The sequence below is a fragment of the Streptomyces sp. NPDC059718 genome (genome assembly GCF_042733315.1).
Lineage (GTDB): Bacteria > Actinomycetota > Actinomycetes > Streptomycetales > Streptomycetaceae > Actinacidiphila.
The window spans coordinates 38755-56486 of sequence record NZ_JBHWGA010000048.1 but is presented as its reverse complement, the minus strand read 5'-3'; the positions used below and the strand labels follow the sequence as shown (position 1 = coordinate 56486).

The following is a 17732-nucleotide window of genomic DNA, read 5'->3' as shown; positions in this document are numbered from 1 at the left end:
ACAGCAACGGCTGGTCAGCGGCTGAGCGCCGGCTCCGGCGCCCGCGATAGCCGTACAAAAACCCACCAACTCGCGGTCTGGTCATGTCACTTGACCGTCCTCATCGCAGGGCGGGAAGTTTACCTGCGTTCGCGAGCATCTGCGGCCATGAGCAACCTCAGTCGCCGCATCTTCATCCTAGGCGGGCTCACCACCGCGAGCGTCGCAGCGCTCCAACTCGGGGCGATGGCCCAGCCGTCGGCCGCCGCGTCCACTCCCTTCCCCTTCACGCTCGGTGTCGCCTCCGGCGAACCGGACGACAACAGCGTGGTTCTCTGGACGCGTCTGGCTCCCACACCGACCAACGCGGACGGTCAGGGCGGCATGCCCAACGCCGACGTCGCCGTCGACTGGCAGGTGTCGACCAACCAGAACTTCACCACCCTCGTCAGCTCCGGCACGTTCACCGCACGCTACGCACAGGCCCACGCGGTGCACGTGCTGGCCGGTGGACTCACCCCGGACTCGGAGTACTACTACCGGTTCCGGGCCCAGGGATTCGTCTCCCCGGTGGGCCGGACCCGCACCGCGCCGGCTCCGAACACGGTCGGGCGAGACTTCACGATGGCCTTTGCCTCGTGCGCCCACTACGAGCAGGGCTACTACACCGCCTACCGACGCATGGCCGACGACCGCCCCGACCTCATCCTGCACCTGGGCGACTACATATACGAGGGCGGCGCCACCGCCGGCGCCGTGCGCCAGCACCTCGGCAGCGAGATCGTGTCGCTGGCCGACTACCGCCGCCGCTACGCGCTCTACCGCAGTGACCCCGACCTGCAGGCCGCGCACGCGATCGCGCCGTGGCTGGTCGTGCCGGACGACCACGAGGTGGAGAACAACTACGCCAACATGGTGCGCGCCGACAGCAGCCCGGTGTTGACGGCGGCCCAGTGGACCGCGCGTCGCACCGCCGCGTACCAGGCCTACTTCGAGAACATGCCGCTGCGGGCCGCCGCGACCCCCTCCGGCAACAGCATCCAGCTCTACCGCCGGGTCCGCTGGGGCACCCTTGCCACGTTCCACATGCTCGACACCCGCCAGTTCCGCGACGACCAGGCCTGCGGCGACGGGACGAAGGTCTGCGCCGACGCCGATCTGCCGGCCCGTTCGATCACCGGCGCGGCTCAGGAGGCATGGCTGCTCGACGGACTGGGCCAGCGCCTGAGCACCTGGGACCTCATAGGCCAGCAGGTCTTCTTCGCCCGCAACGTGAATTCGGCCGGCGCGATGAACATGGATGCCTGGGACGGGTACCGGGGCAGCCGGGCGCGGATCCAGCAGGGCATCATCGACCGCGGCGTACGCAACCCGGTCGTCCTCACCGGTGACGTGCACGCGTCGTGGGGCAACGACCTCAAGGCCGACTATGCCAATCCGTCGTCGGCGACGATCGGCTCCGAGCTCGTCTGCACCTCCATCACCAGCACCGGCAACGGAAGCGGCAGCACGGCGATCCCCAACGGATCGCTCAACCCGCATCTGCGCTTCTACTCCGACCGGCGCGGCTACGTCCGCACGCACATCACGTCGTCGCAGCTCACAGCCGACTTCCGGTCGGTGGCGACGGTGACCGAACACGGCGCGCCGGCGACCACCGCCCGGACCTTTGTCATCCACGACGGAAAGCCGGGGTTGGCCGATGCGTAAGCTCTCCGTACTCGGCGCAGCCGTCGCCGGCCTGGTCGCCGTCCTCGCCATGGTCGCCCCGGCCTCGGCGGCGGGTCCCTCGTCCTGGGTGACCGCGAACAGCGACTCCGCCGGTGACCAGGACACCTCATCGATCGCGGCCAACCGCCTCGGCGACGTCGCGGCGGTGTGGGAGGACGACCGCGACTCGACCAACCCGGGCGACAACGCGCACAGCGACGTGTGGGTGCGGATGTACCGCAACGGCGTCTCGGCCTACGAGAAGAAGCTCTCGGCCGGCGGGACCGCGGGCGTGGCCTGGCGGCATCTGCAACCCGACGTGGGACTCGACGACCGGGGCAACGCCGTCGTCGTGTGGGCGGAGGACCCGGACGGCAACGGGTTCTACAACATCACCTACCGTGTACTCTCCCCGGCCGGCGCGCTCCTCGGCTCCGGCCAGGCCAACGCGAGCGCCGACGGCCAGCAGATCCATCCGCGCGTCGCGGTCGATCCGGACGGCGCGCCCAACAGCACCACGGCGGTCGCGTTCTCCGTGGTGTGGGAGGACATCCAGGGCACAGCGGCGGCGACGGTGAAGGCAGCAGGGTTCACCGGGACCACGACCAAGGCCTACGAGGTGACGGTCAACGCGGCCGGCGGCGCGCACCACAACCCCGACGTCGCGACCTCCGCCTCGGGCGACGCCGTCGTCGTCTGGGACGAGGACACCGACAACAACGGCGTCTACCAGATCGGTCTGGTGAAGCTGGCCAAGGCGAACGGAGCGGTCACGCTCAGCCGCCGCAGCGCCAACAGCCTCGGCGACGGGCAGCAGCAGCGCCCGGCCGTGGCCGCCGACTTCAACGGCGACTTCGCCGTGGCATGGGAGTCCGATCACACCGGGACCCGTGGTGTCTGGGCCCGATCGTTCACCGCGACCGGCACCGCCGGCTCGGCCGAGGTCGAGGTCTCCAGCGGAACCGGAGCGGGCAACCCCACCGTCGGCATCGACGACCAGCGTGACGCCGTGGTCGGCTGGAGCGTCGCCGGCACCGATCCAGCGGTCTGGGCCCGGGGCCTCAACCCCGACGGCACCTTCGCCGGCCGGTTGCCGGCCCAGTCCGTCAGCCAGGTCACGACCGGTCGGCAGGAGCAGCTCTCGCTGGCTTCCTCCCCGTTCGGCACACTCTCCATGTCGTACACCGATGACAACGACGGCAACACCTTCGACCAGGTCCTGCTGAGTCTGGGGGCGACCAACTCGGACTGGTGACGTCCTTTCGATCCGCGGACGTCCACCGGGCCACCCCGGGCGGGGAGATCCGGCAGTCGGTTCCGGAAACCGCGCAGGAACGCGGTCCTCCGGCACCGCTGCCGGATCACCTCGGCGGGGCGGCCCGGAATCGGCCGTGCCCGTCGCGGCCTTCAGAAGTCGCCGCGGCCCCATCGCGCGCCATACAGACAGCATGCAACCCGGGGCGGTCGGACGCGCGGTGGACTACTCCTTGCCGCTGATCGTCAACTGGCGTTCTCGGCGGCGTAGGTCTGGAGCTTGCGCAGGGCTTGAGGCGCGGCGTCCTCGTCGACGCGGGCGACGATGACGATTTTGCTGGTGGCGACCGCGACGAGTGCCTTGTCGGCCTTCTTGCCGATGACGGTGTCGTCCTGTCGGGCTGTAAGCGCGTAATTCTCGCCCTGAACCGCCAGGCGCGGAGTGGCTTCGGGATCGCGGACCGTCTGCACGATCTCCTTGGTCTCCTGGGGCGAGGGGCGCCAATGCGCGGCGTCGCTGGTGCCATAGAGGTTCCCGCCGAGATCAGCGAGGAACACCGCATCCACGCCCGGAGTGCTTCGGACGATGCCTTCGCAGGACGGTTCCCAGCTCATGAACCGCTCCTTTCCGATAGGGAGCCGGCGGCGGCCGGACTCGCGTCCGAGACGGCGCGCATACCGCCAGCGTGCGGCCCGGGGCGGTTCTCCGCGCGGGGTGCTGCTCCGGGCCAGTGACCAGCGCACGCACAAAGGAACCACCGATTCCGCCGTTAATGTCCGCGTGTGGCCCTACTGTGCGCCTCGTGGACATTCACTGGAACGCCGGCCTCAGCGCCGCAGCCGCGACGACGGTTGCTCGTATCGATCGCGACCGCCGGCATGCCGACCTGACCCCCCAGCTCGACGTGACCTCGAAGACGCGGGCGGCGGCCGCGCAAAACTCAACGTCCACCTCGCCGCCCCGACAACCTCGGCGACTTGGACCACATCCGCGTCGTGGACAATGGCGACAAAGAACGCCAACTCGCACACGAAGTCGACGTCACGCAAGCCGAGATCGACGCCCACGTGCGGGCCCGTTCAAGTTCGTGCACGGTGCGGACGGCGCCGACGCGCACGGCCGGTCGGTCGCCTCCTTCGCGCTCACCGTGGGCCGCGGCCGGCCGTTCGCGACAGTGCGCACAGACCCTGCTGTTGCCGTTGATCGGGACGACCTCGCAGGGGTGCAGGAGGCGGTCGAGGATCGCCGTGGCCAGGACTTCGTCGCCGAAGACCTGGCCCCACTCGGCGGTGGGGCGTGAGGTTCGGCTCAGGCGCCGGGGCGGGAGCGGAGGTAACCGGGTAGGTGGCCGTCGCAGCAGGCCCACTTGGAGCCGGATTTGTCGGTGACGGGGTACTTGGGATCGTCGGTGCAGGGGTTCTTCTTGCTGCCTCCCCAGGTGCAGCGCTGCCGGCTGTCGTCACCGGGGAAGAGGTTGGGGTTGTGATCGCTGATCTCGACTGCTGCGGGACGGCGGCCGGTGAGCTCCCCGACGGCGAGGACTTCCTTGGCGCCGAAGGCGCGGCTGACACCGGAGGGCGTGAGCCCCACTTTGGAGTCCCAGGCGCGTACGCGCCAGGCGTAGGGGTAGCCGGTTGCCGCGGGGTCGGATCCGTCCTGTGTGACCCGGCCCGCGCGGAATCCGCGCTCCGGCAGGATAGGTACATGCATCTCGATGTCCTGCGAATCCGTGACGACTTCCCCGCGCTGAAGGAAAAGGTGGCCCACTTCGACGGGCCGGGTGGCTCACAGGTGCCACGCCAGGTCGCCGAGGCGATGGCCGCGGTGATGTGCTCGGGCATCTCCAACCGGGGCGCGGTGACAGCCGCCGAGCGCCGTGCCGAGCACGTCGTCAAGGAGGCGCGGCAGGCCATGGCGGACCTGCTCGGCTGCGAGCCGCGCGGCGTCGTCTTCACCCGGTCGGCGACGCAGGCGGCGTACGACGTCTCCCGCGCCCTGGCGCGGCAGTGGACAGCCGGTGACGAGGTCGTCGTCACCCGCCTTGACCACGATGCCAACATCCGACCGTGGATCCAGGCCGCGCAATCCGCCGGTGCGACGGTGCGGTGGGCCGCGTTCGATCCCGCGAGCGGTGAGTTGAGCGTCGACGCCGTCCGGGAACAGCTGTCCGGCCGGACCCGGCTGGTGGCGGTCACCGGGGCGTCGAACGTGCTGGGCACACGCCCCGACGTGGCGGCGATCGCCGCGGCCGTCCACGAGGTCGGAGCCCTGCTGTACGTGGACGGGGTGCACCTGACGCCGCACGCGCCGGTCGACCTGGCCACCCTGGGCGCCGACTTCTTCTCGTGTTCGCCCTACAAGTTCTTCGGCCCCCATCATGGTGTCGTTGTCGCCGATCCCGGACTGTGGGAGGAGTTGCACCCGGACAAGCTGCTGCCCTCCGCCGACGACGTGCCGGAACGCTTCGAGCTGGGCACCCTGCCGTACGAGATGCTCGCCGGCACCACAGCGGCCGTGGACTACATCGCCGCACTGGCGTCCTCCGCGGGCGACCGGCGCAGCCGGGTGCTGGAGTCGATGCGAGCGGTCGAGGCATACGAGCAGAAGCTGCTGGAGCGGCTGCTGGAGGGGCTGTCGGGCATCGGCGGTGTGCGGTTCTACGGCGCGCCGGCGCGCCGTACGCCGACGGTGTTCTTCTCCGTGGAGGGAGTGCCCGGCCGGGAGGTCTATGAGCGGCTGGCTCGGCGTGGTGTGAACGTCCCCGCGGGCAACTTCTACGCGCTGGAGGCATCGCGGCTGCTGGGGCTCGGCGACACCGGCGCTGTGCGTGCCGGGCTCGCCCCGTATGTCGACGGGGAGGACGTGCAGCGGCTGATCGACGGTGTCGCGGAGGTGGCCAGGTGAACCGCGCAGTGCTGGTCACGGGCGCTTCCCGGGGCATCGGCCGGGCCGTCGCCGAGGCGTTCGCGCAGGCCGGGGACCGGGTCGCGGTGCACTGCAACAGGTCTGCGCGGGAGGCCGAGCAGGTGGCTGCGTCGCTTCCGGGCGAGGGGCACGTCACCGTCCGGGCGGACATGGCCGACGCGGAGGCGGTGCGGCGTGCCGTGGACACGGCCGCCGCGGATCTGGGGCGCCTGGACGTGCTGGTCAACAACGCCGGCGTGTTCCTGGCGCACCCGCCGTTGAGTACCTCGTACGAACAGTGGCAGGCGGTCTGGTCGGCGACGCTCGGCACCAATCTCACCGGCGCGGCCAACGCGACGTTCTGCGCGGTGCCGCACCTGGTGGCGGCGGGCGGCGGGGCGGTCGTCAACGTTTCCAGCCGCGGGGCGTTCCGCGGCGAACCAGACTGCCCGGCGTACGGCGCGTCCAAAGCGGCGCTGAACGCCTTCGGCCAGTCGATGGCCGTGGCGCTGGCCGGCCGGAACATCAGCGTGGCCACGGTGGCGCCGGGATTCGTGGACACCGACATGGTCCGCTCGGTCCTCGACGGCCCGGAGGGCGAGGCGGTGCGCCGGCAGTCGCCGTTCGGGCGGGTGGCCCGCCCGGAGGAGGTCGCGGCCGCGGTGCTGTGGCTGGCCTCGCCGGAGGCGGTGTTCGCCAGCGGCACCATCATCGACGTCAACGGGGCTTCCTACTTGCGCAGCTGACCACGATGACGGGCGGGCAGCGGGCGCTGCGGCCGGCCGGCCGGCGGTGTGCGGCACAGGTCGCCGGGTTAGACTCGCGGCCCGGCTGTGGGAAGGAGCGGACACGTGAGCGCAGCACCCATACGGTTCGGCATCGTGGGCAGTGGCTGGCGGGCCGAGTTCTTCGCCCGGCTGGCGAGGGCGCTGCCCGAACGGCTGGCGGTGGCCGGCGTGGTGACGCGCTCGGCCGAACGTGCCGCCCAGGTGGAGGCGGAGTGGGGGGTGCCCGCCTTCCGGACGGTCGGTGAACTGTGCGGCAGCAAACCGGAGTTCGTGATCCCGTCGGTGCCGTGGGAGGTTACGCCCCAGGTCGTACGGGAACTCGTCGAGCTCGAGGTGCCGGTCCTCGCGGAGACGCCGCCGGCGCCCGGCGTGGACGGGCTGCGGGAGTTGTGGGATGCCGTGGGAGGCGCGACGCGCGCCGGGGGCGGCGGACTCGTCCAGGTCGCGGAGCAGTACACACTGATGCCCGGCCACGCCGCGCGTATCGCCCTCGTACGAGAAGGGGTGATCGGCGAGGTCACGTCCGTCCAGGTGTCCTCGACCCACATGTATCACGCGATGTCGCTGATCCGGCACACGCTGGACGTCGGTTGCGGGCCCGTGACCGTGACGGCCCGGGCGTTCACCGCTCCGCTCGCCGACCCGTTGTCGCCCGGCGGCTGGTCGGACGACCTGACGCCCAAGGACGCCGTCACCACCCTTGCTCTCCTGGACTTCGGCGGGGCCCGCACGGGCGTGTACGACTTCACGGACAACCAGTGGTGGAATCCGCTGCGCGCCCGCCGGATCGTGGTGCGAGGCTCGCTCGGCGAGATCGTGGACGACACGGTGGTGCGGATGGCCGACCCGCGCACGCCGGTGGAGTCCCCGTTGGTGCGTCGCCGTACCGGCACCGACCTCAACCTCGAAGGGGCGGAGGTGCACCACATCTCGTTCGACGGACGGGTGGTGTGGCGCAACGACTATCTGGGCGCGAGCCTGTCCGAGGACGACCTCGCCGTGGTGGACCTGCTGTGTCGTACGGGCGCATGGGTCCGGGACGCCGGCCCGCAACCGTATCCGCTGGCCGAGGGCTGTCAGGACCATCTGCTGGCGTTGGCCATCGAGGAGTCGGCACGTACGGGGGTGCCGGTGACGACCGCGGTGGAGGCGTGGGCGGACCGCTGATCCCGCCGGCCGCCCGGCTCCCTTCGTGCCCGTCCGCGGCGCACTGGCCGATGCCTCAGTCCGGCCGCTATGGACAACGTCCACGGGACCCGAGCTCGCCGAAGTCTCGTGGCTGCTGCGGTTGGCCAGGCGACGAAGCTGGTGCCAGTGATCACGTGCGGACTGGGAACCAAGCCGTATCAGCGGGTACTGGAACCCCGGCCGCCGCGGCAGCTGGGGTGGAGACGGTCCGGCCTGGTGCGGCCGACTCGCACTCCACACGCGAGGTTTCGCGGAAGTCGATGCACGGAGAATCCCGAGCGCAACGCCTGGGGCCGGGACGTCGTCCCGGCCCCAGGCGTTGCCGACTACTGCTGCTAGTCGCGGTGGGTCAGTGCTGGCCGTGGCCGCCGTCACTACGACGGCGTTGGAGCGTGAACTTCTCGAAGACCGACAGCTCACCTGTGGGCGTGATGATGTTGTAGTAGGTGACGTGGATGCGGGTCATGTCACCGGGGTGACGGCCCGGGTCGACGGAGAACTCGGCGAAGCCGTACGGATGCTCCGCGTCGCGGACGCCGATCCAGACCGCCGTCTCCTTCTCCTTGACCGAGTTGTACTTGCCGATGTGCTCCATCTGGACGTATGCCGAGTGATGCCCGTGACCGTCGGCGTCGTCGGTGGTGAAGCTGTTGTTGGTGATGCCGGACACGCCGCCGCCGCCGAGGACCATGTGCGTCGTGCCGTGTGCACTGTCGATCACGTCGAGTGCGGTCTGACTCGGGTTGGGTGTGAGGGTGACGCTCCCGGGGACGACGCCACGCACCGCCAACGAGCGCTCGTAGTCGTGCTCGTGGCCACAGACCACCAGATCGACGCCGTACTTGTCGAACAGCGGGCCGTACGCCGCGCGCAGCGCGACATCGGGGCCGTTCGCGGCGGTCGCCGAGCTGATCATCACCTGGTGCATGCAGACGACGATCCAGTCGATGTCCTTCGAAGCCCGTGCCGACTTGAGCTCCTTCTCCAGCCAGGCGAGCTGCCGACCGCCGGAGTAGCCGTTGATGTAGATGTCACCGCCCTCCTGCAGGGCGATGTCGTCGTTCTGCAGGGCGATCACCTTCACGCCGCCGACCGTGAAGGAGTACCAGAGGTTGTCGAGCTCGGGCTGGTTCTCGGTCGAGGGCAGCTCGAAGTAGGTCTGGTACGCGTCGAGACCGAGCTTGCCGTTGGCCAGCTCGATCTCATGGTTGCCCGCGCACGGCATCCACGGACGGAATCGCGCTGAGCGGCTGTTGTTGGTGAGGAAGTCGCGCCAGACGCGAATGCGGTCGGGCCCGGTGTTGGCGTAGCAGAGGTCACCGTTGAGGAGGTGGAACAGCGGGCCGACCTTCTCGACGCCGGTGACGATGTCGGCAGCGGCCGGGGTGGCGTTGGGCTCGAAGTCCCGGCCCGAGGCGTCGGCCGGGTTCGCCCCCGTCTTCCACGTCACACTCGGCGCACCCTGGTCGCCGAAGCTGGTGAAGGTGAACGGAGCCCGGCCGGACGGCGCCGTGTGGAAGGTGCCGGCGTCGGGGGTGGCGCCGTCGTGCTGGGCCGCGTACAGGTAGTCGGTGTCGGCCTTGAGCTTGCTGATCAGCGCGTGATGGACCCAGACGGTCCGCCCGGAGGTGCCGTCCACGTAGGTCTTCGTCGTCGCGTGCACTGTGGAGCCGAAGCCGCCACTTAGCGTGCCGTAGACGACCCGGGGGTTCTTGACGGCCGCGTCGGTGACCCACGAGACGACCATCTGGCTGCGTGGGTCGGCGCCGAAGGTGAGGTGCAGGCCCTGGACGGGGGTGGTGGCCGAGCCGGTGGTGAGACCGGTGACCTCCGACTTCGCCGGGACCGCCTCGGCGGTTCCGGCGCCGAGGACCAGTGGCCCGGCGGCGGCGCCGGACACTGTCGCGCCGAACAGGCCGAGCGCGTTGCGACGAGAGATTCTGGTTTGCTTGGGTTCTTCGGACATTCCAGGGGCCTTTCGCGTCGTCGGGTGCAGTCGCACACCGACCGGACAGCGCGCTCCGAACCTGACAGCGGGCTGCGGCAGGTCGGCGGTGCGCCACTCACGGACGCTAGGAAGCACGGTCGACCGGAGCGGTGAGACAGGTGTGAACGCCAGATGGCGGTCACCGCAACGGACGGCAATTCCCGCGGCGGCCTCGCCCTGTCTTGGCTAATGGCTCGGAGCGGTTGGGGTGTTCGGGCGAGCTCCCGTCAATCGTGATGAAGTCGACGCCGCGAGGCCCGCGCGCCATCCCGTCGGCACAGCGTCTCCGCGACGGTTCGATGTGCCGGTGCGGGGCGTCACGTCGGATGGCCGCGCAAGGCTCAACCCGTGATCGCTGCGGCGGCATCGGCACGAAGGATCATGCGAGGCCGGGCGGGAGTGCCAGCAACCCGGACTCCGGGCTTGTTGAAGATCCGCCCAGGTAAGGGTGAACCAGACTCACACGTCCCCATGCGCGTGGTCGCCCATCGCCACGTCGACGACTCCGCGGACGAGGCGAGGCGTGACCTGTTCCACGACCTTGCTCGTGCCGCGGCCCCGGCGGAGCCGGAGGTCGTGCGGAAGCGCTGAGGGTGCAAACCAAAGCCAGAGCTCGAAAGGGTGCCCGTCGACCGGTCCTGCCGTTTCCACCCAGCACGGAGGACATGAGAAATGGTGATCTTCGGTGTCGACATCCACAAGCGCAATCACTCGGCAGTCGCTGTTGATGAACGAGGACGCGAACTCGACAGCCACACAACCGGCACCACCAGCGCCGACCACGTGCGCCTACTTTGCTGGGCACGTCGGTTCGGTGAACACCGCACGTGGGCCCGACCGTACGGGAGTTGGAGGCCGAGATCAGCGCCCTCATCAGCCGCCTTGCCCCAGCTCTCCTGGAGATACCCGGTTGCGGCGTTCTCACCGCGGCAAAGATCATTGGCGAGACCGCCGGGATCGCCCGCTTCAAATCCAAGAGCGCCTACGCCCGACACAACGGGGGCCTACTCTACCTGCCCAGTCCCGAAACTCCGTGGAGCACGATATGACCGGCACCCCGCGGGAACCTGCTGGCGGGGTGGTTCCCCGTAGGCGGTTCCGCGCTCTCCGGTGTCAGACACCCATGTTCTAGCTCAAGCGGTGGGATGCGGAAGTGGACGTGGTAGCAGGCAAAGGGATGATCACAGCGTCGGAGCCACGCCGATGCCCTGCACAGGGGACAAGGTTCTGGGCCGTGGTTGTGAAAAGCATCCTCGCCGGCGGCCGCGCCATCTCCTACCGCAACTTGAGCTGAGGAGGGTTGGGCTACTCACGATCGCCTATCGGCGTGTCCTGGAACTGGCGGTAGCGCGGTGGGGGGCCAGGAACGGGATGAGTGCCGCCAGCAGGTCCTGAGGGGCTTCTTCGGCTACCCAGTGGCCGCTGCCGGGGATGACCAGGGGCTGTACGTCGTCGGCTGCGAGTTTCATCGTGTTCGCGATGCTCTCCCCGACGCTTTCGGCTCCGCCGATCGCGAGAATGGGGATGGTCAGGTGTCGCTTCACCCGGTCGGCGTTCTGCGTGAACGTGGTGTCGAGGTCGCGGTACCAGCCGAAACTGCCGCTCAGGGCCTGGCGGTGCGAGGAGAGGGATTCGATGTAGTAGCGAATGGCGTAGGCGGGCAGCTTTCGCGCGGCTTTCATGTCGAGCTGCCAGCCGAAGTAGATGTCTTCCCGGCCTGCCACAAGACGTTCGTTGACGTCGTCGAGCCGGTTGAAGGGGAAGTGCCAGAGCATGTTGTTGGCCTGGGCCGGGCCGAGCAGGGGCGGTGAAGGTGCCAGTTCGTGCTCATCGACCACAGTGAGCATCGGCTGTCCCGGCGCGCAGAGCATGGTCACGACGAATTCGGTGCGTGCGTCCGGCAGGGCGTTGCCATCCTGGTAGTGGATCACGTCCCCTCCAGGCTCCCAGAACGCGTCACCGTCCTTGATCACGAGTTCAGGCTCGCCCTCGAGTTCGAAGAGGACCGCGCCCTCGACGACGTACCCGAAAGCCGGCCCAGGGTGCCGGTGCGGAGGCGCCCCGGGATCGCCGGGTTCCCGCCAGACGACGATGGTCATCGTAGAAGCGTCCTCTGGGATGAATGGCGGCTTGACGTCTTGCAGCGTCTTCAACTGTGACTTCCACACCTCCGAGCGCGGCTGCTCGTCGGTCCTGTCCTTTGATTTGTTGTCCGACATGGTCTGCGCCTCCGTAATGTCGTCCGCCAGCCGTACCACTGCGGCACCGCGACGTCGGCGCAGTCGGTTCTCGAGTCCAGCCTCCCCCCTGCCTCGAGACGCAAGGCGGGGCGCTTACCGCACGGGCTGTCTCTCCAGGTCAGACCGCAATCTTGAAATGGATGCGGCTACGGGAAGAGGTCGATACCTCTCCGGGGCAGGCCCCGCACCGCAGTCGTCTGTGACGTCGGCCAGCGAACGCAGGAACGCTGCCCCAGACCCGTGCCGTATTCCTTCCGCCGCTGGCATGCCTGCGGCACCAGCCCCGATGACTCGCAGCACACTGTTCGGTGAGGCGTCCGTCATGCCGTCGTCGTTCACCGTGCCGGCCCCTCGACTTCGCCGGACGGCCCGTCCTCGAAGGGCGCGTACGGCAGAAGGCGTTGGCCCGAGGCCTCGGCTCCCCGTATGGCTGTCTTCTAGTCAGGGTGTTCGGTGGTCAGGGCTGCGCGGCCGGTTTGGCGCGCGGTCGCCCCAGGGGTAACCCCCGGGGGTTGGCCCGCGGACGCAACTGAGCTCGCACAGCCACCCGAATCGAAAAATGGGAATAAAATAGGTGAATGCGGAACGCGAGGTTAGGAAGATCGACTCATGGGGGTGTCCGCCATCGATTCGCAGATCGCATTGCGGGGCCGGGGCCGGGAGCTGGCCGCCTTGGAGCGGGTGGTGGCCACGGCGCAGGCGGGCAGCAGCGCGGTCTTGGTCTTGCGCGGCCAGGCGGGGATCGGCAAGACCGCGTTGCTGGACTACGCGGCAGGCCGCGCCGCCGGGTTCCGCATCATCTCCGTAGCGGGCATCGAGGCCGAGATGGAGCTCCCGTACGCGGGCCTTCACCAGCTCTGCGCTCCCCTTCTCGGCCGGCTTGACCGGCTGCCCGTACCCCAGCGCGATGCACTGTCCGTCGCGTTCGGACTGCAGGAGGGCGAGGTATCCAACCGCTTCCTGGTGGGCTTGGCGGTACTCGGTCTCTTGGCCTGCGCTGCCGAGCGTCAGCCGCTGGCCTGCCTCGTCGACGACGCCCAATGGCTCGACGAGGGGTCCCTGCAGTTGCTGGCCTTCGTCGCCAGGCGGTTGAAGGCCGAATCGATAGCCGTGGTCTTCGCCCTGCGGGACTCCGACAACGATCGCGAACTGGCCGGCCTGCCCGAGCTGATTGTCGCGGGACTCAGCGAGCCCGACGCGCGTGCGCTGCTGGCTTCGGCAGTCCGCGTGCCGCTCGACCCGCTCGTACGGGATCGGATCGTTGCCGAGGCCCGTGGCAACCCCATGGCCCTCCTACAGGTGCCGCAGGCGCTCAGGCCAGCGGAGCTTGCGGGAGGCTTCGGTCTCCCCGGCGCCCGTGCAGTTCCTCGCTGCATTGAGGACGCCTTCCACCAGCGGATCCAGTCGCTTCCCGAGGATAGTCGGCAGCTTGTACTGACCGCCGCTGCCGAGCCGACGGGAGACCTGGATCTGCTGTGGCGCGCGGCCGGTCTGCGGGAGATAACGGTGGACGCCGCAGGGCCAGCCGAGGCAGGAGGGTTGGTCGAGTTCGGCAGCCGGGTGCGGTTCCGCCACCCCCTGGTGCGCTCGGCCGTCTACCGGAGGGCGTCCGCGCCAGACCGCCGGGCGGCGCACCGGGCGCTGGCGGAAGCCACCGATCCACGCCTTGATCCTGATCACCGGGCGTGGCATCGCGCCCACGCCGCGGCCAAGCCCGACGAGAGTATCGCCGTCGAGCTGGAGTGCTCGGCCGACCGGGCTCGACGCCGCGGCGGAGTGGCGGCGGCGGCCTCGTTCCTGCGGCGGGCAGCGGAGCTGACGCCCGATCCCGCACGCCGGGTCGGCCGTGCGCTGGCCGCCGCTCAGGCCGATATCGACGCCGGCGGAGCCGACCACACCCACACCATGCTGGCGACCGCAGAGGCCGGTCCGCTCGACGACCTTCAGCGCGCCCAACTGGAGCGACTGCGGGCTCGACTGGTCTTCGCGCAAATGCGCGGCGGTGACGCGCCTCGGCTTCTCCTCGACGCCGCACACAGGCTGGTGCCGCGCGACGCCGCCCTGGCCCGTGACACTCTGCTGGAAGCGGTAGGCGCGGCAATCTTCGCTGGCCGGCTCAGCGAGGGGCCCGGGCAGCGGGAGGTGGCCGAGGCGACCCGCGACGGGCCCGCGCCGTCGACGCCGCCGCGGATGGTCGATGTCGTCCTGGACGGCATAGCCGACCTGATCATCGACGGACCGACTGCCGGCATCGATGGTCTCAGACGCGCTCTGCAGGCCGTCCGGAAGAGGCAGCGCTCTGCAGCGGCGGACGCAGACAGGCGCTGGCTGTGGCTTGCGTTCCGCGTGACACCCGAACCTCTCGCACCGGAGCTATGGGACGACGAGGCGTGGCACGAGCTGGCCACCGACGCCGTCGGCATCGCCCGGGCAGCCGGCGCGCTCGCCGTCCTCCCTATGACGCTGACCTACCAGGCGTGCTCCCATGTGCATGCCGGAGAGTTCGACACCGCGGCGGCTCTCATCGACGAGGCGACGGCGATCTCGGAAGCGGTCGGCGGCGTACCCATGATGTACGCGTCCCTGGTGCTCGCCGCGTGGCGAGGCCAGGAGTCCCAGGCACGGGACCTCATCGACACCACCATCGAAGAGGTACGCGCTCGCGGTGAGGGGCGCGTACTCAGCCTCGCCGAGTACGCGACCGCGGTCTTGTACAACAGCCTTGGCCGCTATGACGATGCGCTGGCCGCCGCGACGCGGGCGTGCCAGTACGAGGATCTGGGCTTCTTCGGCTGGGCATTGGTCGAAAAGATCGAGGCCGCCGCCCGCAGCGGGCAAACGGAGGCCGCCGTGTCGGCGCTGGAGAAGCTCACCGAACGCACTCGCGCGAGTAGCACCGACTGGGCCCTGGGCACGGAAGCCTGCTCACACGCTCTCCTGAGCGAGGGCGCGATAGCCGACGCGCTCTACCAGGAGGCAATAGAGCGGTTGGAACGCTGCCGGGTCACCGTCCACCTGGCCCGAGCCCGCCTGCTGTACGGCGAGTGGCTGCGACGTCAGAACCGCCGCCAGGAGGCCCGTACCCAACTGAAGGCTGCGTACGAGATGTTCAGCCGTTTCGGAGCCGAAGGATTCTCCGAGCGTGCCCGCAGGGAACTTCTGGCGACCGGGGCGACCGTACGCAAGCGGACGGCCGGCGCTGACTCCGAACTGACTGGCCAGGAGGCCCAGATTGCCAGGCTGGCCAGGGCCGGCCACACCAATGCCGAGATCGCCGCCCAGCTCTTCATCAGCCCGCGCACGGTGGAGTGGCACCTCGGCAACATCTTCGCCAAGCTCGGGGTCAGCAATCGCCGACAGCTCCGCTCAGCTCTGGCTCCTCCGAACTGACGGTGGTCTGGGCTGCGCGGCCGGCTTCGAGGCGGGCTGTGGGGACGCGGTAGGGGGAGCAGGGGACGTAGTCGGGCCCCGCTTGGTGGAAGAAGTGCACCGATGCCGGGTCGCCGCCGTGTTCTCCGCAGACGCCGGTCGTCAGCCCCGGGCGGGTGGCGCGTCCCTCGTCGACGGCGATGCGCACCAGGCGGCCGACGCCGTCGGGGTCGAGGGACTCGAGCCGGTTCAGCCTCGTGGTAGCCGATCTCAAGCAGTTCAGTGCGGACGTGACGGAGCGGGCCCAGTTCGGGCAGGGGATCAGCCGTCTTCTCGGGCCTTGAGGCATCACCCCAGTTAGCTGCCGCTGCCGGAAAGGATGTCAGCGGCACTGAAGCAGCGGCTGCCCCTGCAGCTATTACCTTGTTAACGGATCGCCTGCTGATCATTTTTCGATTCCCTCTAGTGAGAGTTTTTCGTGTATTTGAAGAGAGGAGTGCTCGAATGGCAATTCTGGACCGCCCTGCGAAAATGGCCTCCGAGCATTGACCTGACGGATGCGCTTTCGATGGTTTCCAGAAACTACGCAAACTGTCAGCCCTTTCCGCTCGACTCGCAATGTCATCCTTGCTGGATCTACTGCACCTTCCCTTGCATCTCTGCCCGTCAGGATGCGATGCCGCTAGCTGTCGCCACCACCTCGGCCACCACATCCGGGTGGTCCATCGAGATGAACGTCCGCCCGCCCGGGATAGTCACCAATGTGGCATGCGGGAACGCCGTCTGAAGCCGTTTAGCGACCTCGAGCGGGAAGAACGTATCGTCGCCACCCCACACCAGGTGAACCGGCTTTGTGAACTCGCCGAAACGTGAGCCCACATCAAGCAAGTTTTCCGGTCGGATTGCGACCATTACCTTCGCGACATCCCGGCGGATGCGCCTATCCTTCAGCGCAGGCTCAATCCAGCGGCGGGTCACGCTGGCATTCGGTTTCCCGCTGAACACCAGGCCGTAGCCGCGACTGCTCTGCCGAACCGGCGTAAGCGTGAGCGCCCACATCAGTATCCACAGCAGCGTCGGGTGCCGACCCACCTTCACGGCCATCTTGAAGCCTGGGGGTGGGAAGAGCTCGAACGCATCGCAGTTGGTGAGCACCAACCTGCCAATTCGACTGCGGTCAATGTCGATTGCGAACTGGCACAGTCCTCCACCGGTGTCGTTGCCGACGAGCGTCACGTCATCAAGGTCCAAGGCGGCAAGGAATCCGTTGATGACATCAGCCATTCCACGCGGACTCAAGTCGGCATCCGCGGCCATCGGGATGCGGTGCGAGCCCAGCGGCCAGTTGGGTGCGTAACTGCGGATTCCCTGTTCAGCCAGCCGGTCCGCGACCTTGGTCCAAAGCCTGTTGTCGACCAGAAGGCCGTGCACGAAAACCACCGGCGGATAGCGGTTGCCGGCAGGACCAGCAACTCGGTAGGTGATCGTCCCCTGCGGGATATCGACCCGGCCGAGTTCCTGCTCGTTCGACGTGGATGGCATTAGCGAACTCCCCTCTTTGGAGGTGTGACGTCGCAGCAACCTTCACTTGCTGCTCCACAGGGCGCCAATTTAATAGGGTTACGATACGACTGCGTTTCCTGTTGCACGCGAGCGCTTGCCGCGCAATGATTGCCCTCCACGGCACCCTCCGAGACCGAGCCAACCTTCAACCGGCTTTCCGAGTCCTGACGGCAATCGTGTGACTTGCCAGCTCGTCAACGAAATCGGCGATTGGCAATGTCAATCGACACAAACCTCGACAACGCTGTCCTGCTCCGAACTGCGGCAGCCAGCCCTCAGTTGACGCCTGGCCCTGGACGCTCGTCCCCGAGAACGAGTGCGCCGAACCGGCCCCGTGACCTGTAGGTGGCAATGAAGATGTACGGCAATAGGTAAACGCTGCCGAGGACTGCCGGCAAGGCGAGCAGCACACGTGGGAAAGTTCGCTCCCGGTGCGCGATCCATGCCATCGTGATTAGAAGATATATAACAAAGTCACCGTTGATCTGCGCCCGCCATCCGTTCGAGAAATCCGTGAAGAACACTCTGCCGTCTGCCAAACCGAGAGTGGAGATGGCATTGACGCTTATCACCATGATCACGGCCCACGCGCCCACGAGCGCGATCCTGAAGGTGAACATGTTTGGCCTTTCGTCGACGAAAGTAGGTAAGACTGCTTGCAGGACGAGACGGGTGGTGATGCCAGTTGGCGCGCTCCCCGTTTCGAGCCCGTGATGCGTTGCTTCAGCCCGTCACCAGCGGCTCGCCGT

Annotated in this window: 12 protein-coding genes and 3 pseudogenes; 7 read left to right on the top strand and 8 right to left on the bottom strand. The window is 68.5% G+C overall.

Translation table 11 applies throughout. The features are described 5' to 3' along the window. The first annotated feature begins 147 nt into the window (after positions 1–147). Positions 148–1689 carry an alkaline phosphatase D family protein gene (locus tag ACFV3E_RS37290; RefSeq protein ID WP_500539493.1) on the top strand — a complete coding sequence of 514 codons (1542 nt, stop codon included), beginning with the start codon at positions 148–150 and terminating at the stop codon, positions 1687–1689. Continuing rightward, positions 1682–2944 (top strand): hypothetical protein, encoded by a 1263-nt coding sequence (locus ACFV3E_RS37285; RefSeq protein WP_500539491.1) that lies wholly within the window; start codon positions 1682–1684, stop codon positions 2942–2944. Before ACFV3E_RS37290 ends, ACFV3E_RS37285 begins: the two co-directional genes overlap by 8 nt. Positions 2945–3189: 245 nt before the next feature. On the opposite strand, the gene ACFV3E_RS37280 is transcribed toward ACFV3E_RS37285, so the two are convergent. From ACFV3E_RS37280 to ACFV3E_RS37270, 3 genes and pseudogenes are all read right to left on the bottom strand, one after another. Then, positions 3190–3558, bottom strand: a complete 369-nt coding sequence (locus ACFV3E_RS37280) for a profilin family protein (protein ID WP_500539489.1) — start codon at positions 3556–3558, stop codon at positions 3190–3192. A gap of 575 nt (positions 3559–4133) precedes the next feature. Then, positions 4134–4232: pseudogene (locus tag ACFV3E_RS37275) on the bottom strand (ATP-binding protein); the annotation flags it as partial. Positions 4233–4252: 20 nt separating this feature from the next. Next, positions 4253–4654, bottom strand: a complete 402-nt coding sequence (locus ACFV3E_RS37270) for a hypothetical protein (RefSeq protein ID WP_500539487.1) — start codon at positions 4652–4654, stop codon at positions 4253–4255. Between ACFV3E_RS37270 and ACFV3E_RS37265 the strand changes: the two genes are divergently transcribed. The 3 genes from ACFV3E_RS37265 (at position 4649) to ACFV3E_RS37255 (ending at position 7803) form a co-directional block, all read left to right on the top strand. Next, entirely contained in the window at positions 4649–5848 is a 1200-nt protein-coding gene (locus ACFV3E_RS37265; protein ID WP_500539485.1) for a cysteine desulfurase-like protein, read from the top strand. The genes ACFV3E_RS37270 and ACFV3E_RS37265 overlap by 6 nt on opposite strands. Continuing rightward, complete coding sequence (locus ACFV3E_RS37260; RefSeq protein WP_500539483.1) at positions 5845–6594, top strand: SDR family NAD(P)-dependent oxidoreductase; 750 nt, start codon at positions 5845–5847, stop codon at positions 6592–6594. The genes ACFV3E_RS37265 and ACFV3E_RS37260 overlap by 4 nt, the downstream gene beginning before the upstream one ends. Positions 6595–6699: 105 nt before the next feature. Further along, a complete protein-coding gene (locus ACFV3E_RS37255) occupies positions 6700–7803 on the top strand; it encodes a Gfo/Idh/MocA family protein (RefSeq protein ID WP_500539481.1) in 1104 nt (367 codons plus the stop codon). A gap of 370 nt (positions 7804–8173) precedes the next feature. Here ACFV3E_RS37255 and ACFV3E_RS37250 read toward each other — a convergent pair whose 3' ends face one another. After that, positions 8174–9790: a purple acid phosphatase family protein gene (locus tag ACFV3E_RS37250; protein WP_500539479.1), complete on the bottom strand. Its 1617-nt coding sequence runs from the start codon at positions 9788–9790 to the stop codon at positions 8174–8176. A gap of 848 nt (positions 9791–10638) precedes the next feature. On the opposite strand from ACFV3E_RS37250, the gene ACFV3E_RS37245 reads away from it, so the two are divergent. Then, positions 10639–10860 (top strand): transposase, encoded by a 222-nt coding sequence (locus ACFV3E_RS37245; protein ID WP_500539477.1) that lies wholly within the window; start codon positions 10639–10641, stop codon positions 10858–10860. Positions 10861–11601: 741 nt separating this feature from the next. On the opposite strand, the pseudogene ACFV3E_RS37240 reads toward ACFV3E_RS37245, so the two are convergent. Then, a pseudogene (locus tag ACFV3E_RS37240) lies at positions 11602–12030 on the bottom strand (cupin domain-containing protein); the annotation flags it as partial. Positions 12031–12660: 630 nt separating this feature from the next. Between ACFV3E_RS37240 and ACFV3E_RS37235 the strand changes: the two are divergent. After that, the gene (locus ACFV3E_RS37235; protein WP_500539475.1) at positions 12661–15441 is read left to right on the top strand and encodes an ATP-binding protein; all 2781 of its coding nucleotides are present in this window, start codon (positions 12661–12663) and stop codon (positions 15439–15441) included. Here the strand turns inward: ACFV3E_RS37235 and ACFV3E_RS37230 are convergent. The 3 genes and pseudogenes from ACFV3E_RS37230 to ACFV3E_RS37220 form a co-directional block, all read right to left on the bottom strand. Then, positions 15395–15661 (bottom strand): annotated as a pseudogene (locus tag ACFV3E_RS37230) (putative PEP-binding protein); the annotation flags it as partial. The gene ACFV3E_RS37235 and the pseudogene ACFV3E_RS37230 sit on opposite strands and share 47 nt — an antisense overlap. 425 nt (positions 15662–16086) lie before the next feature. Beyond that, positions 16087–16962: an alpha/beta fold hydrolase gene (locus tag ACFV3E_RS37225; RefSeq protein WP_500539473.1), complete on the bottom strand. Its 876-nt coding sequence runs from the start codon at positions 16960–16962 to the stop codon at positions 16087–16089. Between the two features lie 296 nt (positions 16963–17258). Further along, positions 17259–17603: a hypothetical protein gene (locus ACFV3E_RS37220; protein ID WP_500539471.1), complete on the bottom strand. Its 345-nt coding sequence runs from the start codon at positions 17601–17603 to the stop codon at positions 17259–17261. Positions 17604–17732 lie beyond the last annotated feature (129 nt).